The 18,432-nt window shown below is 69.1% G+C and carries 18 protein-coding genes; 8 read left to right on the top strand and 10 right to left on the bottom strand.

Features of this window, described 5'->3' with window-relative positions; all coding sequences use genetic code 11:
• Window positions 1–58: 58 nt before the first annotated feature.
• Window positions 59–1,036 (bottom strand): proteasome assembly chaperone family protein, encoded by a 978-nt coding sequence (locus HQ314_RS01895; protein WP_204867686.1) that lies wholly within the window; start codon window positions 1,034–1,036, stop codon window positions 59–61.
• Between the two features lie 149 nt (window positions 1,037–1,185).
• Window positions 1,186–2,601, bottom strand: a complete 1,416-nt coding sequence (gene sthA, locus HQ314_RS01890) for a Si-specific NAD(P)(+) transhydrogenase (protein ID WP_027505160.1) — start codon at window positions 2,599–2,601, stop codon at window positions 1,186–1,188.
• 153 nt (window positions 2,602–2,754) lie between these two features.
• Between sthA and HQ314_RS01885 the strand changes: the two genes are divergently transcribed.
• The 4 genes from HQ314_RS01885 (at window position 2,755) to HQ314_RS01870 (ending at window position 6,079) form a co-directional block, all read left to right on the top strand.
• Window positions 2,755–3,840 (top strand): S-(hydroxymethyl)mycothiol dehydrogenase, encoded by a 1,086-nt coding sequence (locus HQ314_RS01885; protein WP_027505161.1) that lies wholly within the window; start codon window positions 2,755–2,757, stop codon window positions 3,838–3,840.
• Complete coding sequence (locus tag HQ314_RS01880) at window positions 3,837–4,490, top strand: MBL fold metallo-hydrolase (protein ID WP_222649123.1); 654 nt, start codon at window positions 3,837–3,839, stop codon at window positions 4,488–4,490. The genes HQ314_RS01885 and HQ314_RS01880 overlap by 4 nt, the downstream gene beginning before the upstream one ends.
• Before the next feature lie 125 nt (window positions 4,491–4,615).
• Entirely contained in the window at window positions 4,616–5,425 is an 810-nt protein-coding gene (locus HQ314_RS01875) for a sensor domain-containing protein (RefSeq protein WP_261781335.1), read from the top strand.
• Window positions 5,426–5,428: 3 nt separating this feature from the next.
• On the top strand, window positions 5,429–6,079 hold the full coding sequence (locus tag HQ314_RS01870; RefSeq protein WP_027505164.1) for a trimeric intracellular cation channel family protein: 651 nt from the start codon (window positions 5,429–5,431) through the stop codon (window positions 6,077–6,079).
• Window position 6,080: 1 nt separating this feature from the next.
• Here the strand turns inward: HQ314_RS01870 and dtd are convergent, their stop codons facing one another.
• Entirely contained in the window at window positions 6,081–6,512 is a 432-nt protein-coding gene (gene dtd / locus HQ314_RS01865; protein WP_222649121.1) for a D-aminoacyl-tRNA deacylase, read from the bottom strand.
• A gap of 138 nt (window positions 6,513–6,650) precedes the next feature.
• Here dtd and HQ314_RS01860 point away from each other — a divergent pair, with 138 nt between their 5' ends.
• Window positions 6,651–7,721, top strand: coding sequence for a DUF4192 domain-containing protein (locus HQ314_RS01860; RefSeq protein ID WP_222630939.1), 1,071 nt, complete (start codon window positions 6,651–6,653; stop codon window positions 7,719–7,721).
• A 9-nt stretch (window positions 7,722–7,730) separates the two neighbouring features.
• Here the strand turns inward: HQ314_RS01860 and galE are convergent, their stop codons facing one another.
• Together galE and HQ314_RS01850 are read right to left on the bottom strand one after the other, a co-directional pair.
• Complete coding sequence (gene galE / locus HQ314_RS01855; protein WP_222649119.1) at window positions 7,731–8,714, bottom strand: UDP-glucose 4-epimerase GalE; 984 nt, start codon at window positions 8,712–8,714, stop codon at window positions 7,731–7,733.
• A gap of 48 nt (window positions 8,715–8,762) precedes the next feature.
• The gene (locus tag HQ314_RS01850; protein ID WP_027505168.1) at window positions 8,763–9,449 is read right to left on the bottom strand and encodes a metal-dependent transcriptional regulator; all 687 of its coding nucleotides are present in this window, start codon (window positions 9,447–9,449) and stop codon (window positions 8,763–8,765) included.
• A 163-nt stretch (window positions 9,450–9,612) separates the two neighbouring features.
• On the opposite strand from HQ314_RS01850, the gene HQ314_RS01845 reads away from it, so the two are divergent.
• Complete coding sequence (locus HQ314_RS01845) at window positions 9,613–10,878, top strand: acetoin utilization protein AcuC (protein ID WP_027505169.1); 1,266 nt, start codon at window positions 9,613–9,615, stop codon at window positions 10,876–10,878.
• A complete protein-coding gene (locus tag HQ314_RS01840) occupies window positions 10,871–13,606 on the top strand; it encodes a bifunctional GNAT family N-acetyltransferase/acetate--CoA ligase family protein (protein ID WP_056444843.1) in 2,736 nt (911 codons plus the stop codon). Before HQ314_RS01845 ends, HQ314_RS01840 begins: the two co-directional genes overlap by 8 nt.
• A gap of 63 nt (window positions 13,607–13,669) precedes the next feature.
• On the opposite strand, the gene HQ314_RS01835 is transcribed toward HQ314_RS01840, so the two are convergent.
• From HQ314_RS01835 to HQ314_RS01825, 3 genes are all read right to left on the bottom strand, one after another.
• Window positions 13,670–14,638 (bottom strand): sigma-70 family RNA polymerase sigma factor, encoded by a 969-nt coding sequence (locus HQ314_RS01835; RefSeq protein ID WP_027505171.1) that lies wholly within the window; start codon window positions 14,636–14,638, stop codon window positions 13,670–13,672.
• Between the two features lie 147 nt (window positions 14,639–14,785).
• Window positions 14,786–16,276, bottom strand: coding sequence for a class I SAM-dependent methyltransferase (locus HQ314_RS01830; protein WP_222649499.1), 1,491 nt, complete (start codon window positions 16,274–16,276; stop codon window positions 14,786–14,788).
• 87 nt (window positions 16,277–16,363) lie between these two features.
• Window positions 16,364–16,765: a DUF3099 domain-containing protein gene (locus HQ314_RS01825; protein WP_056444840.1), complete on the bottom strand. Its 402-nt coding sequence runs from the start codon at window positions 16,763–16,765 to the stop codon at window positions 16,364–16,366.
• 94 nt (window positions 16,766–16,859) lie between these two features.
• Here HQ314_RS01825 and HQ314_RS01820 point away from each other — a divergent pair, with 94 nt between their 5' ends.
• The gene (locus tag HQ314_RS01820) at window positions 16,860–17,096 is read left to right on the top strand and encodes a DUF3039 domain-containing protein (RefSeq protein ID WP_027505173.1); all 237 of its coding nucleotides are present in this window, start codon (window positions 16,860–16,862) and stop codon (window positions 17,094–17,096) included.
• Here HQ314_RS01820 and HQ314_RS01815 read toward each other — a convergent pair.
• On the bottom strand, window positions 17,069–18,211 hold the full coding sequence (locus HQ314_RS01815) for a YihY/virulence factor BrkB family protein (RefSeq protein WP_081821180.1): 1,143 nt from the start codon (window positions 18,209–18,211) through the stop codon (window positions 17,069–17,071). The two genes, HQ314_RS01820 and HQ314_RS01815, sit on opposite strands and share 28 nt — an antisense overlap.
• On the bottom strand, window positions 18,208–18,381 hold the full coding sequence (locus tag HQ314_RS01810) for a hypothetical protein (RefSeq protein ID WP_155956976.1): 174 nt from the start codon (window positions 18,379–18,381) through the stop codon (window positions 18,208–18,210). Before HQ314_RS01810 ends, HQ314_RS01815 begins: the two co-directional genes overlap by 4 nt.
• Window positions 18,382–18,432 lie beyond the last annotated feature (51 nt).

Below are 18,432 nucleotides of genomic sequence, written 5' to 3'. Positions count from 1 at the left end.
CCGGGATCCTCACCGTTCACACAGCCCTCGGGTTACGGCTGGGTAAGAACTATCTACGTCAGGAGCGGTCGGTTCCGTCTTCGGGACCCTCGTGCGTCTCGGGTGACGGCTCGTCCTCGACGAACTCGGTCTGCTCCGCGAGGAACTTCTCGAACTCGGCGCCCAGCTCGTCACCACTGGGCAATTCCTCGTCCGCGGCGAGGAGCGTCGACTGCTGCTCCTGTGCCGTGACGAAGGTGTCGTACTGACGCTCGAGTGCCTGGACCACGGACTGGACCTCGGGGTTGCCCTCGACGTGCTGGTCGACCTGCTCGCGTACCCGTGCCGCCGATTCCGTCAGTGCGTTCAACGGGATGGTCAGCTTCGACGATTCGGCGACCAGCTCGAGCAGCGTCTCCGCCGCACTCGGGTACGCCGTCTGTGCCAGGTAGTGCGGCACGTGCACCGAGAAGCCCATCGACTCGTGCCCGTGCTGAGCCATGCGGTACTCGAGCAGGGACGAGGCGCTGGCCGGCACCTGCAGCTCACCCGACCACTTGTGGTGCTCACCCACCAGGTCGGTGTCGCTGGAGTGGGCGGTGACGCCCAGCGGCCGGGTGTGCGGCACCGCCATCGGAATGGAGTTCAAGCCGATGGTGCGGCGCACTCCCAGTTGCTCCGACAGCAGACGCACCGCGGTGGTGAACTTCTCCCACTTCAGGTCGGGCTCGAGACCTGCCAACAGCAGGAACGGGGTGCCCACGGCGTCCTGCACCGCGTAGAGGTTGAGGTGTGGCTCGTCGTAGTCGGAGAAGTGGTCGGCGGAGAACGTCATCATCGGGCGACGCGAGCGGTAGTCGAGAAGCTCGTCGACGTCGAAGGACGCCACCAGTTCGGTCTCGAGGGTCTCGCGCAGATGCGTGGTGGCCAGCTTGACCGCGTGACCTGCGTCGGAGAAACCTTCGAGGCCGTGGACCAGCACCGGACCCACACCGTCCTCGGACGACACTCGGGGCGCTGGAAACTCCAGCTCGTACATTCTCGACTTCTCGTCCATGCCGGTGTCCTTCCTCGTCGCCGTGCGTGTCCTGCCGGGTCACCACTGTGCGGTTACCCCATTTTCCCACAGCGACCCTGCGCGACCGGGCTTCACCCGTTTCTCCTCCCAACGACGGCGGGGACCCCGACATTCCCCGCCGTCGCCGGTCAGCGCGTGAAGGCCTCCAGAGCCCGGATCTTGTTGGCGACGTCCAGTGCCGCGACTTTGTACGCCTCGGACATGGTCGGATAGTTGAAGACGGCGTCGACCAGATAGTCGACCGTCCCCCCGCATCCCATGACCGCCTGGCCGATGTGCACGAGGTCGGTCGCGCCGGAACCGAAGATGTGCACGCCGAGGACCCGTCGGTCGACGGTGGACACGATCAGTTTCAGCATCCCGTGGGAGTCTCCCGCGATCTGTCCGCGCGCGAGTTCGCGATAGCGGGACACGCCCACCTCGTAGGGAACCGAGTTCTTCGTCAGTTCCACCTCGGTCGCGCCGACGTAGGACACCTCCGGGATGGAGTAAATGCCGATGGGTTGGAGGTCGGTGAGCTTGTTCCCCGGCTCGCCGAAGGCGTGATACGCAGCCAGTCGACCCTGATCCATCGATGTCGCGGCCAACGCGGGGAATCCGATGACATCGCCGACCGCGTAGATCGTGTCCACCTTGGTCTGGAAGTCGTCGTCGACGTCGATCCGTCCTCGGGCGTCCGCCTCCAGTCCGGCCTTCTCCAAGTCCAGACCGTCGGTCATGCCCTGACGTCCGGCCGAGTACATCACCGTCTCGGCCGGGATCTTCTTCCCGCTCGCCAGCGTGGTGACCGTTCCCGACGGACCCACGTCGACGGCCGTGACCGCCTCGCCGAAGCGGAACGTGACCGCGAGGTCGCGCAGGTGGAACTGCAGCGACTCGACGATCTCACGGTCACAGAAGTCGAGCATGGTGTCGCGCTTCTCGACCACGGTCACCTTGCATCCGAGCGCCGCGAACATGGAGGCGTACTCGATCCCGATGACGCCGGCTCCGACCACCACCATCGACGACGGGATGAACTGCAGATCCAGAATGCCGTCGGAGTCCAGCACGCGGTAGTTGTCGAACTCGACGTCGTCGGGACGGGCGGGCGCCGTCCCGGTGGCGATCACGACGTTCCGCGCGCCGACCGTGATGCGCTCGCCGCGGCTGCGGTCGTCCACCGCGATGGTGTGCGCGTCGAGGAACCGGCCCTCGCCGGTGATCATCTCTATTCGGTTGCGCAGTAATTGCGATCGGACGACCTCGACCTCCTTGCCGATCACGTGGGACGTCCGGGCCAGCAGATCCGACGGCGTGATGTTCGCCTTGACGCGATAGCTCGCTCCGTAGAGCTCGCGTTGATTGAGGCCTGTCAGATAGAGAACCGCCTCGCGCAGCGTCTTCGACGGGATGGTGCCCGTGTTGACGCACACGCCGCCGAGCATGCTGCCCTTCTCGATGATGGCGACGCGCTTGCCCAGTTTCGCCGCCGCGATCGCGGCCTTCTGCCCTCCCGGTCCGGAACCGATGACTACCAGGTCGTATTCGAGTTGGTCCGACATGCCCCAACAAGTAGTCCCGTCAGGAGAATCCGGTGTGCCGTGCGTGTCACGACTGGGTGAACACCTCTCCGATGCAGCAGTTCGCACCTGTGCATCGTTAGGGTGACGGTCAGGTTCGCAGCACCCGGCAGTACCGACAGATGGAGGCAAGAAATGCCACAGCAGGTCCGCGGCGTCGTCGCTCGGAGCAAGGGTGCTCCGGTGTCCCTCGAGACGATCGTCATTCCCGATCCGGGCTCCAACGACGTGGTCGTGCGGGTGCAGGCCTGCGGCGTCTGCCACACCGACCTGCACTACCGCGAGGGTGGCATCAACGACGAGTTCCCGTTCCTGCTCGGCCATGAGGCGGCCGGCATCGTGGAGACGGTCGGCGACGCGGTCACCCACGTCGAGGTCGGCGACTTCGTGGTGCTCAACTGGCGCGCGGTGTGCGGTCAGTGTCGTGCCTGCAAGCGCGGTGAGCCCTGGTACTGCTTCGACACGCACAACGCCTCGCAGAAGATGACACTCGAGGACGGCACGGAACTCTCGCCCGCACTGGGCATCGGCGCCTTCGCCGACAAGACCCTCGTGCACGAGGGCCAGTGCACCAAGGTCGATCCCTCCGCCGACCCCGCCGTCGTCGGACTGCTCGGCTGCGGCGTCATGGCAGGCCTCGGTGCGGCGATGAACACCGGCAACGTCGGTCGCGGCGACTCGGTCGCGGTGATCGGCTGCGGTGGTGTCGGCGACGCCGCCATCGCCGGTGCCCGGCTGGCAGGAGCGGGCACGATCATCGCGGTGGACCGCGACAAGGGCAAGCTCGAGTGGGCGACGGGCCTGGGTGCCACGCACACCGTCGACGCCTCCGACGTGGACGCTGTCGAGGCCATCCAGGAGTTGACGGGCGGCTTCGGTGCCGACGTGGTCATCGACGCCGTCGGACGTCCCGAGACGTGGAAGCAGGCCTTCTACGCCCGCGACCTGGCCGGCACCGTCGTCCTGGTCGGTGTCCCGACGCCGGACATGACGCTCGAGATGCCGTTGATCGACTTCTTCAGTCGCGGCGGTTCACTCAAGTCCTCCTGGTACGGCGACTGCCTTCCCGAGCGCGACTTCCCGATGCTGGTCGACCTGTACCAGCAGGGTCGTCTGCCGCTGGAGAAGTTCGTGACCGAGCGCATCGCGCTGGACGACGTCGAGGCGGCGTTCGACACCATGGCCAAGGGTCAGGTCCTGCGCTCGGTGGTGGTTCTGTGACCACGCCTTCCGGCTCCCGGGTCGGGGGCTTCCGTGTCGAGAAGGTCGTCACCACGGGCACGTTCGAGCTCGACGGCGGATCCTGGGCCGTCGACAACAACATCTGGATCGTCGGCGACGACTCCGAGGTGGTGATCGTCGACGCAGCGCACGACGCGGCCCCGATCATCGACGCGGTCGGTGGCCGGAAGGTCGTCGCCGTGGTGTGCACCCACGGACACAACGACCACGTGACGGTCGCGCCCGAGCTCGCGGAGCGGCTCGACGCACCGATCCTGCTGCACCCGGCAGACGACGTGCTCTGGGAACAGACGCACCCGGGACTGGCTCACCGTGATCTGGCGGACGGGGACCGGATCTCGGTCGCCGGCACCGAGATCGAGGTCCTGCACACGCCGGGTCACTCACCGGGATCGAGTTGCCTGTATCTCCCCGAGGCCGGTCAGCTCTTCAGCGGCGACACGTTGTTCTCCGGCGGGCCCGGTGCCACCGGGCGGTCCTACTCGGACTTCCCGACGATCATCGGCAGCATCCGGGAACGACTGTTCGCCCTGTCACCGGAGACGGTGGTCAACACCGGACACGGGGACGGGACGTCCATCGGCGACGAATCGCCCCATCTCGAGGAATGGATCGCACGCGGATCCTGAGCCGAGTGCCGGGTAACGAACCGGACACCCCTCGGTGTGGCCCGCGGGCGGGCGGGCGCCGGTGTGGCAGCGTCGAGGCCACGCACGGTCACCGGACGCCCGGGGACCTCACCGACAGGGGAGACATGCAGACGCGAGCGACGAGTACCGGTGCCACCAGCAGAGTGTCCGCGGTGCGTGCCGGTGCGCTCGTCGCCCTCGCCGCCGCCGTGCTGGCGGGATGCGGTGGCTCCACGGTGAGCGGGACGCCGGAGGCCGGCGGTCCGCGGCCCTCCGCCGCGCCGTCCAGCGCACCCGGATCGTCGTCGTCGACCACCACCACACCGTCGAGCTCTCCGTCCAGCACCTCGGCGAGTCCCGACGCGGCGGGATCGCTGTCTGCCCTGCTCCTCGATCCCAGCACCTTCACGGCGCCGTACCAGGCCGTGGTGTTGCCCCCGCAGGCCGTGGCGCAGGCGGCTCAGGACCTCGACGGCATCGCAGCCGACGCGTCCGTCCAACCGACGGGATGCAAGCCCGAGGCACGATCGTCCGATCCCGACTCGACGGCACTGCTCGTCGCGACCGATCCCGACGACCGGGCCACCATCTCCATCGAGTTGTCCCGGGTGGACACGACGCTGGAGGATCGGAAGGCACTCTGGGAGCAGTGCTCCGAAGTCGAGGCCACCTCAGCCGGTGTGACGAGCCTGGTGACCACCGACATCGTCCCGCCGCCGCCCATCGGTGCCGACGACACCCTCGCGCTACGTCGTACCGTCACCTCCGGTGGCCAGGCGGGCGAGGTCACACAGTCCATGCTGTCGCTGCTCGCCCAGGTCGACGACGTCCGCGTCACGGCGACGTACATGTCCTTCGGGGAACTGACGCCCGACTCCGCCACGCTCGACCGCACGTTCACCGCCGCGGTGCAGAAGGTCAAGGCCGGGGGATAGCCCATGTCATGGGCAGTGCCCGAGCTGTTCCGGGTCCTCGACCTCACGGGTGTCTTCGCCAATGCCCTTCTCGGCGGCGCCGTCGCTCGGGCCTTCCGCTTCGACCTGGTCGGCTTCTCGGTTCTCGCCATCGTGTCGGGGCTCGGCGGCGGCATCATCCGCGACACCCTGCTCCAGGCCGGGCCGCCCGTCGCACTCACCGACTACCGCTATCTGACGGTGGCGCTGATCGGTGCCGTCGTCGCGTTCGCCGTGCGCTTCGAAGGGCGTGGGTGGGACCGCGTCTTCCCCTACGTCGACGCGCTGGCACTCGGCTGTTGGGCCGCGGCGGGAGCGCAGAAGACCCTGGGCGTCGGGCTCGGGTGGCTTCCGGCCATCGGGCTCGGCGCCGTCACCGCGGTGGGCGGCGGTGCGATCCGCGACGTCGCGGTGGGGCGCATCCCCACCATCTTCGGTGGCAACACGCTCTACGCGTCGTGCGCCCTGATCGCGAGCGCCACCCTCGTGGTGGTGCAGGCTGCAGGGCAACCGACGATAGCTCTGATTGCCGCGACCGTGGTCGGCGCGGCCCTGTGTCTCCTCGCGCGCCGTCGCGGCTGGATGTTGCCTGAGGAAGTGGTGTGGCGCCGTCCGCGGCGCCGACGAGGCCGCTGAGTCAGGGGCTGTCGACGAGGACGGTCATGGGCCCGTCGTTCACCGACTGCACCGCCATGTGCGCGCCGAACACACCCGTCGCGACCGTGATGCCGCGCACCCGGAGCGACGCCACCACCGCTTCGACCAGCGGTTCTGCGACGTCGCCCGCCGCCGCACCGTTCCACGACGGCCGACGGCCCTTGCGCGTGTCCCCGTACAGCGTGAACTGGGACACGACGAGGACCTCGGCTGCGTCGGGATCGTCCGAGACGGATCGTTCGTCCGGCAGGATGCGGAGATCCGCGATCGTGCGGGCGACGTGCTCGACGTCCGCGGCGCCGTCCGACGGTGTCACCCCGACGAGGGCCAGGAGTCCGGCGCCGATACGTCCGACCTCCACGCCGTCGACTCGAACGGTCGCTTCGCTCACTCGCTGGATCACTGCGCGCACGGTTGCCTCTCGTCGTCTCCTGACGAGTGTGGCAGCCGCGCGAGCGTCCATCCCCGGGCGCGGGCCGATCCACAGGCCGTTTCATCGGCCCAGGTCGACCCCGGAGGACCTGTCGGCCGCACGCGGACAGTCCTCCTCATGACTCGACGCCCGTACCCCGTTCCCCGCCATCGATCCCCGTCGTCCACGACGGCGGACCACCCCGTCGTGACGTCGGTGGGCGACCTCATCGCCGCCGTTCCGGCTCTGCTCGGCTTCGTGCCGGCGCGGTCCATCGTGCTCATCTGCCTCAGCACCGGCAGCCCCACCGTCGTGGAGATGTGCATGCGGCAGGACCTCTCCGACCGGCTCGACTCACCCGAGCTCGCCGACGTGATCGAGCGGTGCGGCGAGGTCTGCACGAGAGAGGGTCTGGACGCGGTCGTCGCGGTGCTGATCACCGGGTCGAAGTTCACGATGCCGTACGAGGTGGTGGCCGATGCGCTGCGGGACACACTCGACCCGCGGGGGATCGACCTGTTCGGTGTGCACCACGTGTCCCACCTGGCGGTCGGTCAGCGGTGGCGCAGCCTGGGTGGTGATCCGCGGTGCGGCACGCTGCCCGATCCCGGATCGTCGCAGGTCGCGGCGTCCCGCGTGATGGCGGGACGGCAGATCCGCACGTCCCGGTCGGAGATCGCGCTGCTGCTGCAACCCGTTCCGGAGTCGGAGTGCGAACGGTTCCGCAACAGCCGACTGCGGGTCGAGCTGGAGGACGGGCCGGTCGGCCACTCGGACCTGCTGGCGGACACGGTCGTCTTCCTCGAGGCACTGCACGCCTCCGACGAGCTCGACCACCTGACGGCGGCGCGCATCATGGTGGCGATCAGCACGATCGCGGTGCGGGACGCCGTTCTCGGCCTCGCGACGACCGCGCTGGGACCCACGGCCGAGGCGGTGTGGGTCGAGCTGACGCGGCGGGTCAGCGGACCGGACCGAGCGCACCCCGCGACGATGCTGGGGGCGTGGGCGTACCTGCGCGGAGACGGACCGCTCGCCGGGGTGGCGCTGCAGACGGCGTTGACCGCGGATCCGGAGTACCGCTTCGCGCAACTGCTGGACACGGCTCTGCAGAACGGCGTGCGACCCACCGTGGTGCGTGAGCTCGTACTGTCCGCGCGGTCACTGGCGGAGGACCTGGGGGTCGAGTTGCCGCCGGACGCGGTGTGAGGCCCGGGGTCAGCGACGGGCGGAGTGCGCCCTGTCGCCGAGAGACTGCAGGAACGCCCAGGCGTCCGCGACGATCACGTCGAGATCGGTGAGCTCGGGCTTCCAGCCGAGCTCGGCCATGGCCTTCTCGCTCGACGCGACGAGCACTGCCGGATCGCCGGCTCGCCGGGGTGCGTCCGTGACGGCGATGTCGACGCCGGTGACGCGGCGGCACGCGTCGATGACCTCGCGCACCGAGAACCCTTCGCCACTACCCAGATTGAAGATCCGGTGACTCCCGGGGACGCTCTGGGACAGGGCGCGCAGGTGCGCGTCGGCCAGATCGCGGACGTGGATGTAGTCACGGACGGCCGTACCGTCCGGTGTCGGCCAATCGGTGCCGAACACCGAGATGGACTCACGGTGTCCGAGAGCGACCTGCAGGACGAGAGGAATGAGATGGGTCTCGACGACACGGTTCTCGCCGAGACCGGCGTGTGCTCCGGCCACGTTGAAATATCGGAGGCTGGTCGCCCCGAACCCGTGCGCCGCGGTGTATCCCGTGATCGCGTGGTCGATCGCGAGCTTGCTGGCTCCGTACGGGTTGGTGGGCCGAGTGGGGAAGTCCTCCGTGATGGGCGTGCGCTCGGGCTCCCCGTACGTCGCGGCGGTCGAGGAGAACACGAGGCGCGGAACCTGGTGCTCGACGATGGCATCGAGCAGTTCCAACGCCGCACCGAGGTTGCCGCGCCAGTACTTCTCCGGCTTCTCCACCGACTCGCCGACCAACGACTGGGCCGCGAAGTGGAGGACACCGTCGACCTTCTCGCGTCCGAGCACCGACGAGATGACCTCGGCGACGGGGCCCTCGACGAACTCCGCACCCGAGGGCACCCCGTCGGCGTTGCCGGTGGACAGATCGTCCACCACGACGACCTCGTGGTCGTTCTCCATCAGGACGGCCGCGCACACGCTGCCGACGTAGCCGGCGCCGCCGGTCACCACGAACTTCACTCGAACTCCGATTCCTGTGTCTGGGAACTCCGCGAGAGACCCGAGCAGCTAGATGGTGCGCACCTGAACGGCGTGCGCCATCTCCTCGGACAGATCGACGTCGTCGTGGCCCGGCACGGTGATGGTGACGGCGCCGGGCGTGACGGACACGGTGACGCGCGCGTCCGGGACGACTCCGGCCTCGCGCAGGCGCGCGATCGTGTCGGGGTCGGACTGCACGTACTCCGCGAGGCGGCGCACCACCACGGCGGTGGGCGTTCCGGGCGCGATGTCGCTGAGGCGGACCAGGTCCTCCGGCTGCTCGGTCGGCCGGGACGAACCCAGCAGTGCGAGACCGGGAATCGGGTTTCCGTACGGCGAAGTGGTCGGGTTGTCCAGCACCTCGACCAGGCGCCGTTCGACCTCCTCGCTCATGACGTGCTCCCAGCGGCAGGCCTCGGCGTGCACGTCCTCCCAGCGCAGGCCGATCACGTCCACGAGCAGCCGCTCCGCGAGCCGGTGCTTGCGCATCACGGCGACCGCGAGCTCGCGGCCCTTCTCCGTCAACTGCAGATGCCGGTCGCCCGCGACCAGGAGCAGCCCGTCGCGCTCCATCCGGGCCACGGTCTGGCTCACGGTCGGTCCGCTCTGCTCGAGGCGCTCGGCGATGCGGGCGCGCAGGGGAACGACCCCTTCTTCTTCCAAGTCGTAGATGGTCCGGAGATACATCTCGGTGGTGTCCACCAGATCCTTCACAATCACACCCTTCGTCGTTGTGGATTCTACCGGTACGGACGGTTCACCGGTGGGTCCAGGTGCGGGCGTGGTGAGCCGCGGTGCGTCCGCCCTGCCACGACCCGTCGAGCACGTGTGCGCGAGTCGATCACGAACGCCGAATCGGACACGTAGGTTGAGGGCCATGACTCTGCAGTCGTCCTCGACATCGCAGTCGCCTCCGGGGCAGCCCGCTCTGGTCTGGAGCGCGGACTACCTGAACTACCGGTGGAGCGACGACCACCCGATGAATCCCACCCGTCTCGCACTCACCATGGATCTGGCACGGGGGATCGGTCTTCTCGAGGGGACCGAACTGCTGCCGCCGGAGGTCGCGTCGGACAGTGAGCTGTTGCGGGTGCACACACCGGGGTACGTCGAAGCGGTCAAACGCGCGCCGCGTGACCTGCCGCTGGGTTCGCGGGCGTCCGAGGTGCTGCACGGTCTCGGATCCGAGGACAACCCGGTGTTCCCCGACATGCACGAGGCCAGTGCGGTGATCGCGGGTGGCACCCTGACGGCCGCGCGGGCCATCGCCTCGGGACGCTCGCGCCGCGCGGTGAGCATCGGCGGGGGCATGCACCACGCCATGGCGGACTGGGCGTCGGGCTTCTGCGTCTACAACGACGCGGCCATCGCCATCTCGTGGCTGCTCGACAACGGGTACGACCGCATCGCCTACATCGACGTGGACGCTCATCACGGTGACGGTGTCCAGGCGGCGTTCCTCGCCGATCCCCGCGTCATGACGGTCTCGGTGCACCAGCACCCGGCCACGCTGTGGCCCAACACCGGATGGTCCACCGAGGTGGGTGCCGACGCCGCGGAGGGCACCTCCGTCAACGTGCCGGTCCTGCCCGGCACGGGAGACCGGTTGTGGCTGAGAGCGTTTCACGCGGTGGTGCCCGGAGCGGTGGCGGCGTTCAAGCCGCAGATCATCATCAGCCAGTGCGGCGTGGACAGTCATCGGGAGGATCCGCTCGCCGATCTCGGACTCACCGTGGACGGGCAGCGCGCCGCGTTCCGTGCGATGCGCGACCTCGCCGACCAGGTCTGTGAGGGTCGGTGGCTCGCGGTGGGGGGTGGCGGATACGGGTTGGTGCGGGTGGTGCCCCGTGCCTGGACCCATCTCATCGCCGCGGTGCTCGACCGCGATCTCGATCCGACGACGTCCATTCCGGACGAGTGGCACGAGAAGGTGCGGCTCGCCGCGCCGAGCATCGACCTGCCGTCCACGATGAGCGACGACGGCGACGTGGACTACCCGCCGTGGGACGGGCCGGGTGGTTCCCCGGAGTCGGGTGTCGAGCACGTCGATCGCGCCATCCAACGCATCGACACCGCCATCGTGGCCACCCGCCGCGCCGTCTACCCGCTGTGGGGACTCGACCCGGAGGATCCGCGTGACTGACGAGACACCCGCACCCGAGACACCGACAGCGCAGACGGCACCGGACGCGCCGACGCCGCCGGATCCCAAGGAGCTCGAGCGGCAACGGGCCGAGAACTACCCGCGGCACTGGGCCGCCGACGTGCTCGCGTCCGACGGCCGCGTGGTGCATCTGCGGCCGATCGTGCCCGGTGACGCGGACGCCCTGGTCGAGTTCCACGGCAAGCTGTCCGAGCGGACGCGGTACCTGCGCTACTTCGGTCCGTACCCCACCATGCCCAAGCGCGACATCCTCAACTTCACGACGGTCGATCACACGTCGCGGGTGGCCCTCGTCGCGACGCTCGGCGACGAGATCATCGCCGTCGGCCGGTACGAGCGTCTGCCGCAGGGCGACGGCAACTCCGCCGAGGTGGCCTTCGTCGTCGCCGACGCGCACCAGGGTCGTGGGCTCGGTCCGATCCTGCTCGAGCATCTGGCGGGGGCGGCCGCCGAGAACGGGGTGCGCCGCTTCGTCGCCGAGGTCCTCGCGGAGAATCGCAACATGGTCACCGTGTTCCGGCAGGCCGGCTACCAGGTCAGTCGCAGCTTCGACGGCGGCGTGCTCAACCTGGACTTCGACATCGATCCCAGCGACGCGCTCGTCCAGGTGCGCAACTCCCGCGAGCGCGCGGCCGAGGCCCGCAGCGTCCGCAACGTGCTCGGCCCACGCTCCGTCGCCGTCATCGGTGCCTCGACGGACCCCGAGAAGGTGGGCAACGCGGTGCTGACCAACCTGCTGCGCGGGTCGTTCACCGGACCCGTCTATCCCGTGAACGCGGAACACACGTCGGTGCGCGGAGTGCGCGCGTACCCGACGGTGCGGGACATTCCCGACGAGGTGGATCTCGCGGTGGCCGCCGTGCCGGCCGACCAGATCGACGCGGTGCTCGACGACTGTCTCGCCAAGGGTGTGAAGGCGCTGGTGGTGGTCTCGTCCGGGTTCGGTGAGACGGGAGAGGACGGGCGCGCGAACGAACGGCGCCTGGTGCACTCCGCTCGTGCACACGGCATGCGCCTGGTCGGCCCCAATGCTCTCGGCGTCGCGAACCTCGATCCCGCGGTGTCGCTCAACGCCACGCTCGCGACGGACCTCCCGGGTCGCGGACGCGTGGGTTTCTTCTGCCAGTCGGGTGCCCTGGGTATCGCCATCCTGGCGCAGGCGTCGAAACGGCTCCTGGGACTGTCGACGTTCGTCTCCGCCGGCAACCGCGCCGACCTGTCCGGCAACGACCTGCTGCAGTACTGGGACCAGGACGAGGCGACCGAGGTGGTCCTGCTCTACCTCGAGAGCTTCGGCAACGCCCGCAAGTTCTGGCGCATCGCGCGCCGGGTCGCGCGGTCCAAGCCGATCGTCGCGGTCAAGAGCGGACGCGGAGCTGTGCCGCCCGCGCTGGCGACCGGCACGGACATCGACGACACGATCGTGCGTGCCCTCTTCGAGCAGGCGGGGGTGATCCAGGTCGACTCGATCGCCGAACTGTTCGACTGCGCCATCCTTCTGGGTTATCAGCCGCTGCCGGCAGGTCCGCGGGTCGCGGTGGTCGGCAACTCGACGGCGCTCGGCGTCCTCGCCGTCGACGCCGCACGCGACAGCGGCATGACCGCACCGGACCCGGTCGACGTGGGCGCGCAGGCCACGCCCGAGGAGTTCGCGGCCGCGGTCACCACGGCGCTGCGGTCGGACGACGTGGACACCGTTCTCGCGGTCTTCGTGCCTCCGGTCGCCGTCCGTGTCGCCTCCTACGCCGAGGCACTCGGCGCGGCGGTCCGCGGCGCCGACAAGCCGGTGCTGACGACCTTCCTCGCCGCCGAGGGCATTCCGGACGTACTGGCGGTCCGCGGCGACGACGGAACGCCGATCCGCGGATCGGTGCCGTCCTATCCCGACCCGGCGCGGGCGGTCTACGCGCTGCAGAAGGCGTGGCGGTACGCCTCGTGGCTGAATCGACCGGCCGACAGCGTGGTGCGGCCCGGCGGCGTCGACGCCGACGCGGCGCGCGCACTGGTGGCCGGCTGGATGGCGGCCAGTCCCTCGGGGCGGTGGCTCTCGGACGTCGAGACCGAGCAGTTGCTGCGGTGCTACGGCGTGGAGATCGCCGCCTTCCGCACGGTGACGGACGAGGCCGAGGCGGTGGAGGCGGCCCGCGAGCTGGGAGGACCCGTCGCGGTGAAGGCCACCGGCGATCAGTGGCGACACCGCCCCGACCTGAGCGGTGTCCGCCTCGACGTCGTGGGGCCGGACGCCGTCGCCCGCGCGTACCGGGATCTGTTCGAGGCATCGGGCACCCCGGTGATGCAGGTGCAGCGGATGGCGACCAAGGGGATCGGGTGCCTGGTGCGGGTCCAGGACGATCCGTCGTTCGGCTCACTGGTGTCGTTCGGGTTGTCCGGCATCATGTCGGATCTGCTGGGAGACAGGGCGTACCGCGTGCTCCCACTCACCGAGAGGGAAGCCGCGGAGCTCATCGACGCGCCGCGGGCCGCGCCGATGCTGTCGGGGTACCGCACCGCGTCCCCGGTGAACAAGGGCGCGCTGGTGGACGTCGTGCTCCGGGTCTCCACACTGGCGGACGATCTGTCCGAGGTGCGCGAGCTGGTGTGCGACCCGGTCCTCGCGTCACCGAGTGGCGCGGAGACCACCGACGCACGGATCCGCATCGGGCCCGAGCCCAGCCGTATCGATCTGGGCCCCCGTCGCCTGCGCTGAGCCCGTGAACGACGACAGGCCCCCGGCGAGAGCCGGGGGCCTGTCTCGTGATGCGGGGGACGATCAGCTGGCGTAGGACCGCAGTCGCTCGGCGCGGTCGCCCTGACGCAGCTTGCCCATGACCTCACGCTCGATCTGGCGTACGCGCTCACGCGATAGGCCGAACAGCTTGCCGATCTGGTCGAGGGTGCGCGGCTGACCGTCGTCGAGGCCGTAGCGCAACCGGATGACCTGCTGCTCACGCTCGTCCAGCGTGGCGAGCACGCTGCGCACGTCGGTGTGCAGCAGCCCGGCGATCACGGCGTTCTCGGCAGACGTGGCCTCCGAGTCCTCGATGAAGTCGCCCAGCGGTGCCTCCTCGTCGCTGCCGACGGGCATGTCGAGCGACACCGGGTCTCGGCTGTGGTCGAGCAGATCCGCGATCTTCTCGACCGGGATGCCGGACTCCTCGGCGAGCTCGTCGTCTGTGGCCTCGCGGCCGAGCTGCTGGTGCAGCTCACGCTTGATCCGCGCGAGCTTGTTCACCTGCTCCACCAGGTGCACGGGGAGACGAATGGTGCGGCTCTGGTCCGCCATGCCGCGCGTGATTGCCTGACGGATCCACCAGGTGGCGTACGTCGAGAACTTGAAGCCCTTGGCGTAGTCGAACTTCTCCATCGCACGGATGAGACCCAGGTTGCCCTCCTGGATGAGGTCCAGCAGCGGCATCCCGCGGCCCGTGTAGCGCTTGGCGAGTGAGACGACGAGACGGAGGTTGGCCTCGAGGAGGTGTGCCCGAGCGGACTGGCCCTCGCGGACGATGAGCGCGAGGTCACGCTTCTTGGCGGGGGAGAGGCGCTTGCCGGTCGCGAGCACATGGGTCGCGTACAGACCCACCTCGATCTTCTTCGCCAGATCGACTTCCTCCGCGGCCGTCAGCAGAGCCGTGCGGCCGATACCGTTGAGGTAGACGCGAACGAGGTCCGCTGCCGGGCTCTGTGCATCCAGGTCGGCATCACTCGGTCGAGGGCGAATGGTGGTGGGGCTGGTCATGACGTGCCTCCTGATCGGTGGTGTCTCACTGGCTACAACGCCGGGACACGTCAGAAAAGTTCCCGAAGCCCACCTCCGTCAAACACTCTGAGCTGCGGTTTCACCACCTCAGCCCTGAGAAGTTGCTGAGAGAAACGACTGCTCGGCTCAGGTGGGGATCACCAACCCGTGCACGACGAGCCCCGCGACCAACGCGACGACCGAGTCCGTCAGCTCCGCGGCGTCCACACCGCGCGCGGCCGCGAGAAGCTCGGTGAGGTCGCCGACCGTCAGTCCGCCCGCGCGCATCCCGGCCAGGAGTGCCGCCCCGTCCGCGTCGATCTCGTGGGACCACGCGGGCCCGTCGCCGCGGTGGACCCGGCGTACGACGGTGGTCCACCCACCGGCCGGATCGGGGGTGGAGACCTCCTCGAGTGCCGTGGTCGGGGCGACGGCCACACACTCGTCGAGCAGATCGTGTGTGCGGAGCCAGTCCACCCGGTCCAGGACGTCGAGTGCCTCGTCGCCGAGGGGATCCTCGTACCCGTGCATCAGGTCCTCCGCGAGGACGCTGGTGGGCCGGTCGGTCCGGCGGAGGTACACGAAGCCGAAGCCGACACCCGTGACGCCGGCGGCGTCGAGGTGATCGAGCCAGGCGGTCGCCGTCTCGTCGACGGCCGGGTCTCGCAGATCGAGGCCGCCGTCCCGCAGCCACGTACCCACGTAGAGAGCGGGGTCCGCGATGTCGCGCTGCACTATCCACGCGTCGACACCGTGGTCCGGCAGCCAGGAGGCGACCCGTGACCGCCAGTCCTCACCGTCCACGTGAACCCAGGAGGCGAGCAACGAGGCGGTCCCGCCGGGAGCGAGATGCTCCGGTGCCGCTCCCACGACGAGGCTGCTGGCACCGTCGAGGTCCAGGCCGGAATCGCGGTAGGAGTGGGAGACTCGGCCCGATCCGACGACGAAGGGCGGGTTGGCGACGATGCGATCGAAGGTCCGCCCCGCGACGGGTGCGAACCACGAGCCCGGGATCGTCTCGAAGTCCAGACCGTTGAGGGCAGCCGTCATGCGGGTGAGGGCGATGGCCCGATCGCTGACGTCGGTGGCGGTGATCGACCGGGCGTACGGCGCCGCGTGGAGCGCCTGGATGCCGCAGCCGGTACCGAGATCCAGGACGGTGGGCGGACTCCCGTCGACACGGGTGGGTGTCCCGCGGACCAGCGACAGCGACGCGTGACCGACGCCGAGCACGTGATCGGATCCGATACGGACGTCGCGCATGCTGCCGTCGATGTCGGACACCACCCACCGCGTGCCCGTGCCGAGATCGAGGGGGCGGATGTCGAGCAGACTGCGCACGGTGTCGCTGCCGGTCTCGAGGAGGCCGGCAGCAACCGCTCCGTCGAGTGTCGTCGGCGCGAGGGCGGTGGTCGCGGCGTCGATCGCCACGTCGTCGGAGAGCAGGAACAGCCGGACGAGCGTGCCGAGGGGACCGAGTTCTCCGCACCGGCGTCGCACCGGTGCGGGTTCGCCACGTCCCAACGCGGCATGAACCGAGTCGCCCAGTGCCTCCAGGATCCCGTCCGCGGTGAAGTCCGCTCGGTCGAACGCGACCCGCAACGTGGACGCGAGGTCGACGAGGCGGTCCGCGTCCACCGGGACGGACGGGGGAGGCGAGGTGCGGTGGTTCGAGTCGGTCACCGCGTCAGTGTGTCAGCAGACCGATCTCGGGACGGACCTGTCTCAGGACGTGGCGCGCGGATTCGAGATCGCGCGGCGGTCGAGATCGGGTTCCTCGTCGAGGTTCACCACCGGGTGGCTGCGGGCCTCCAGCGCGGTGGAGTCGGTCGCCCGCCAGCCGTAGCGGCTGGGCTCGTCCGCGGTCCGCGGCGGTCGGTCGTTGGCGATCAGGACTGCCATCCACGGGAGAGGAATGGACACGCCGACGATGGCCATGGCGATCCACGGGTTCTGCCACGCGCCGTACGACAGCGCCGCGAGGACCAGCGCCGGGATACGGAAAGACATGATGAAGAGGTATTTGCGCACGCGCGCTCGGTGCTGTTCCTCGACCGACGTTCGTGCCTCGGTGATCAGTACGGCCTCGCGAACGCTGTCGCGGGGTGAGATGCCGTCGTGTGCCATGACTCCACTGTGTCACTACTGAACGAAGTGTGCAGTAATCGGAGGTGGTGAGATGTGCGACGCGCGTGTCGGGAACAACCGTCATAATCGATGCATGAGCACGCAGACCAAGGAACGCCCCGACGTCAGCACCGACGAGACCACCGACGACGACACTCCGAAGTTCTTCCACTACGTGAAGAAGAACCGCATCGCCGAGAGCGCGGTGATGGGCACCCACGTCGTCGCACTGTGCGGCGAGGTCTTTCCCGTCACGAAGTCGGCCAAGCCCGGGTCACCCGTGTGCCCCGACTGCAAGAAGGTCTACGACGGCTTGCGCAAGGGCGAGTGATCCTGCCGATCACGCGTCACCTGACGCTTCTCCGGTGACTCGCCGCCGTCCCGATCCGACCGTGCGATGCGGATCGGGCCGGTGGCCAGCCGGCCGAGAGCGCCGACGGTGCCCGCACCCGGATCGGCTGCCTTCTCGGCGATCCATCCCTTGACCTGGTCCATGCGTGTGGCGCGCGCCGGCCAGAACTCCTGGACCGTGGCGTTGAACTCCGCCCCCAGCACCACCGCGAATCCCAGGAAGAACGTGAAGAGCAGGAAGGCGATCGGAGCCGCGAGCGCGCCGTAGGTGTAGCCCGTTCCGGTCACCCAGGACAGGTAGGTGCGCAGCACCGCACTCGCCAGCATGAAGAACACTCCGGCCAGCAGCGATCCGCCGAGCAGGCGGTGCCACGGCAGCGAGGTGTGCAGAGCCACCTTGTAGAGCGTCGTCAGGCCGACGATGAGCAGCAGTCCGACACCCGGGTAGTACGCGATGTCGATCACCTGCGAGCCGATCTCGAACCACGACGACGGCAGCACCCGACCGATGATGGTGGGCCCCAGCGCGACGAGGGGCAGGACGAACACCGCGACGATCAGGAACGCGACGTACAGCAGCAGAGCGAAGATGCGCTGCCACACGGGGTTGCGCGCGTCCTGCTGACCGTGTGCCTCGACGATGGAGTCGACGAAGGTGGAGATCGCCGACGAGCCGGCCCACAACGACAGCAGGAAGCCCACGGACACGACGGGACCGTGTCCGCTGTTGAGGATGTCCGTCAGCGTGGGGGCGATGATCTCGTCCACGACGTTGTCGCTGAACAGCGTGGAGCTGAACGTCACGATCTTCGACTCGATGATGTCGAGAGTGTTCGGTCCGAACCACCCCGCGATGTAGGTGAGGCTGCCGAGGAGTGCGAGCACCAGCGGCGGCAGCGACAGGGTCTGCCAGAAGGCGGCGGTGGCGGACTTGCCGAAGATGGAGTCGTCCCACGCCTTGCCCGCCGTCCTCGCGACGACGCGCCAGGCCGTGCGCAGCGGCCGTCCCGGGACGGGACCGGGCCCCGGCTCTCCGTCGGGCGTCGACGCTGCCGCGGTGTCCCGATCGGACGTGTTGTCGGCGGGTGCGCTCATGATGACTCCAGCATGGCCCACCGGCGTCGCTCGGGCACGTCCCGGCCCGGTGTGTCGCCGTCGCGGGCACCGGCGGCGACGTGCGCATTGGTGGGCGCGCCGACGTCCGCGATAGTCTGATCGACGGATGTGCACACGAGACGACGAGCCGAACGGGAGTTCCATGCCACGGGTGGTTCGCATCCTTTCAGGTGGACGTACGGCGCCGGACGAGGCCCGTT

This window comes from Rhodococcus sp. BP-332 (assembly GCF_019836065.1).
GTDB lineage: Bacteria > Actinomycetota > Actinomycetes > Mycobacteriales > Mycobacteriaceae > Rhodococcoides.
The sequence above is the reverse complement of the archived record's forward strand: the minus strand, read 5'-3'. Positions and strand labels throughout refer to the sequence as shown.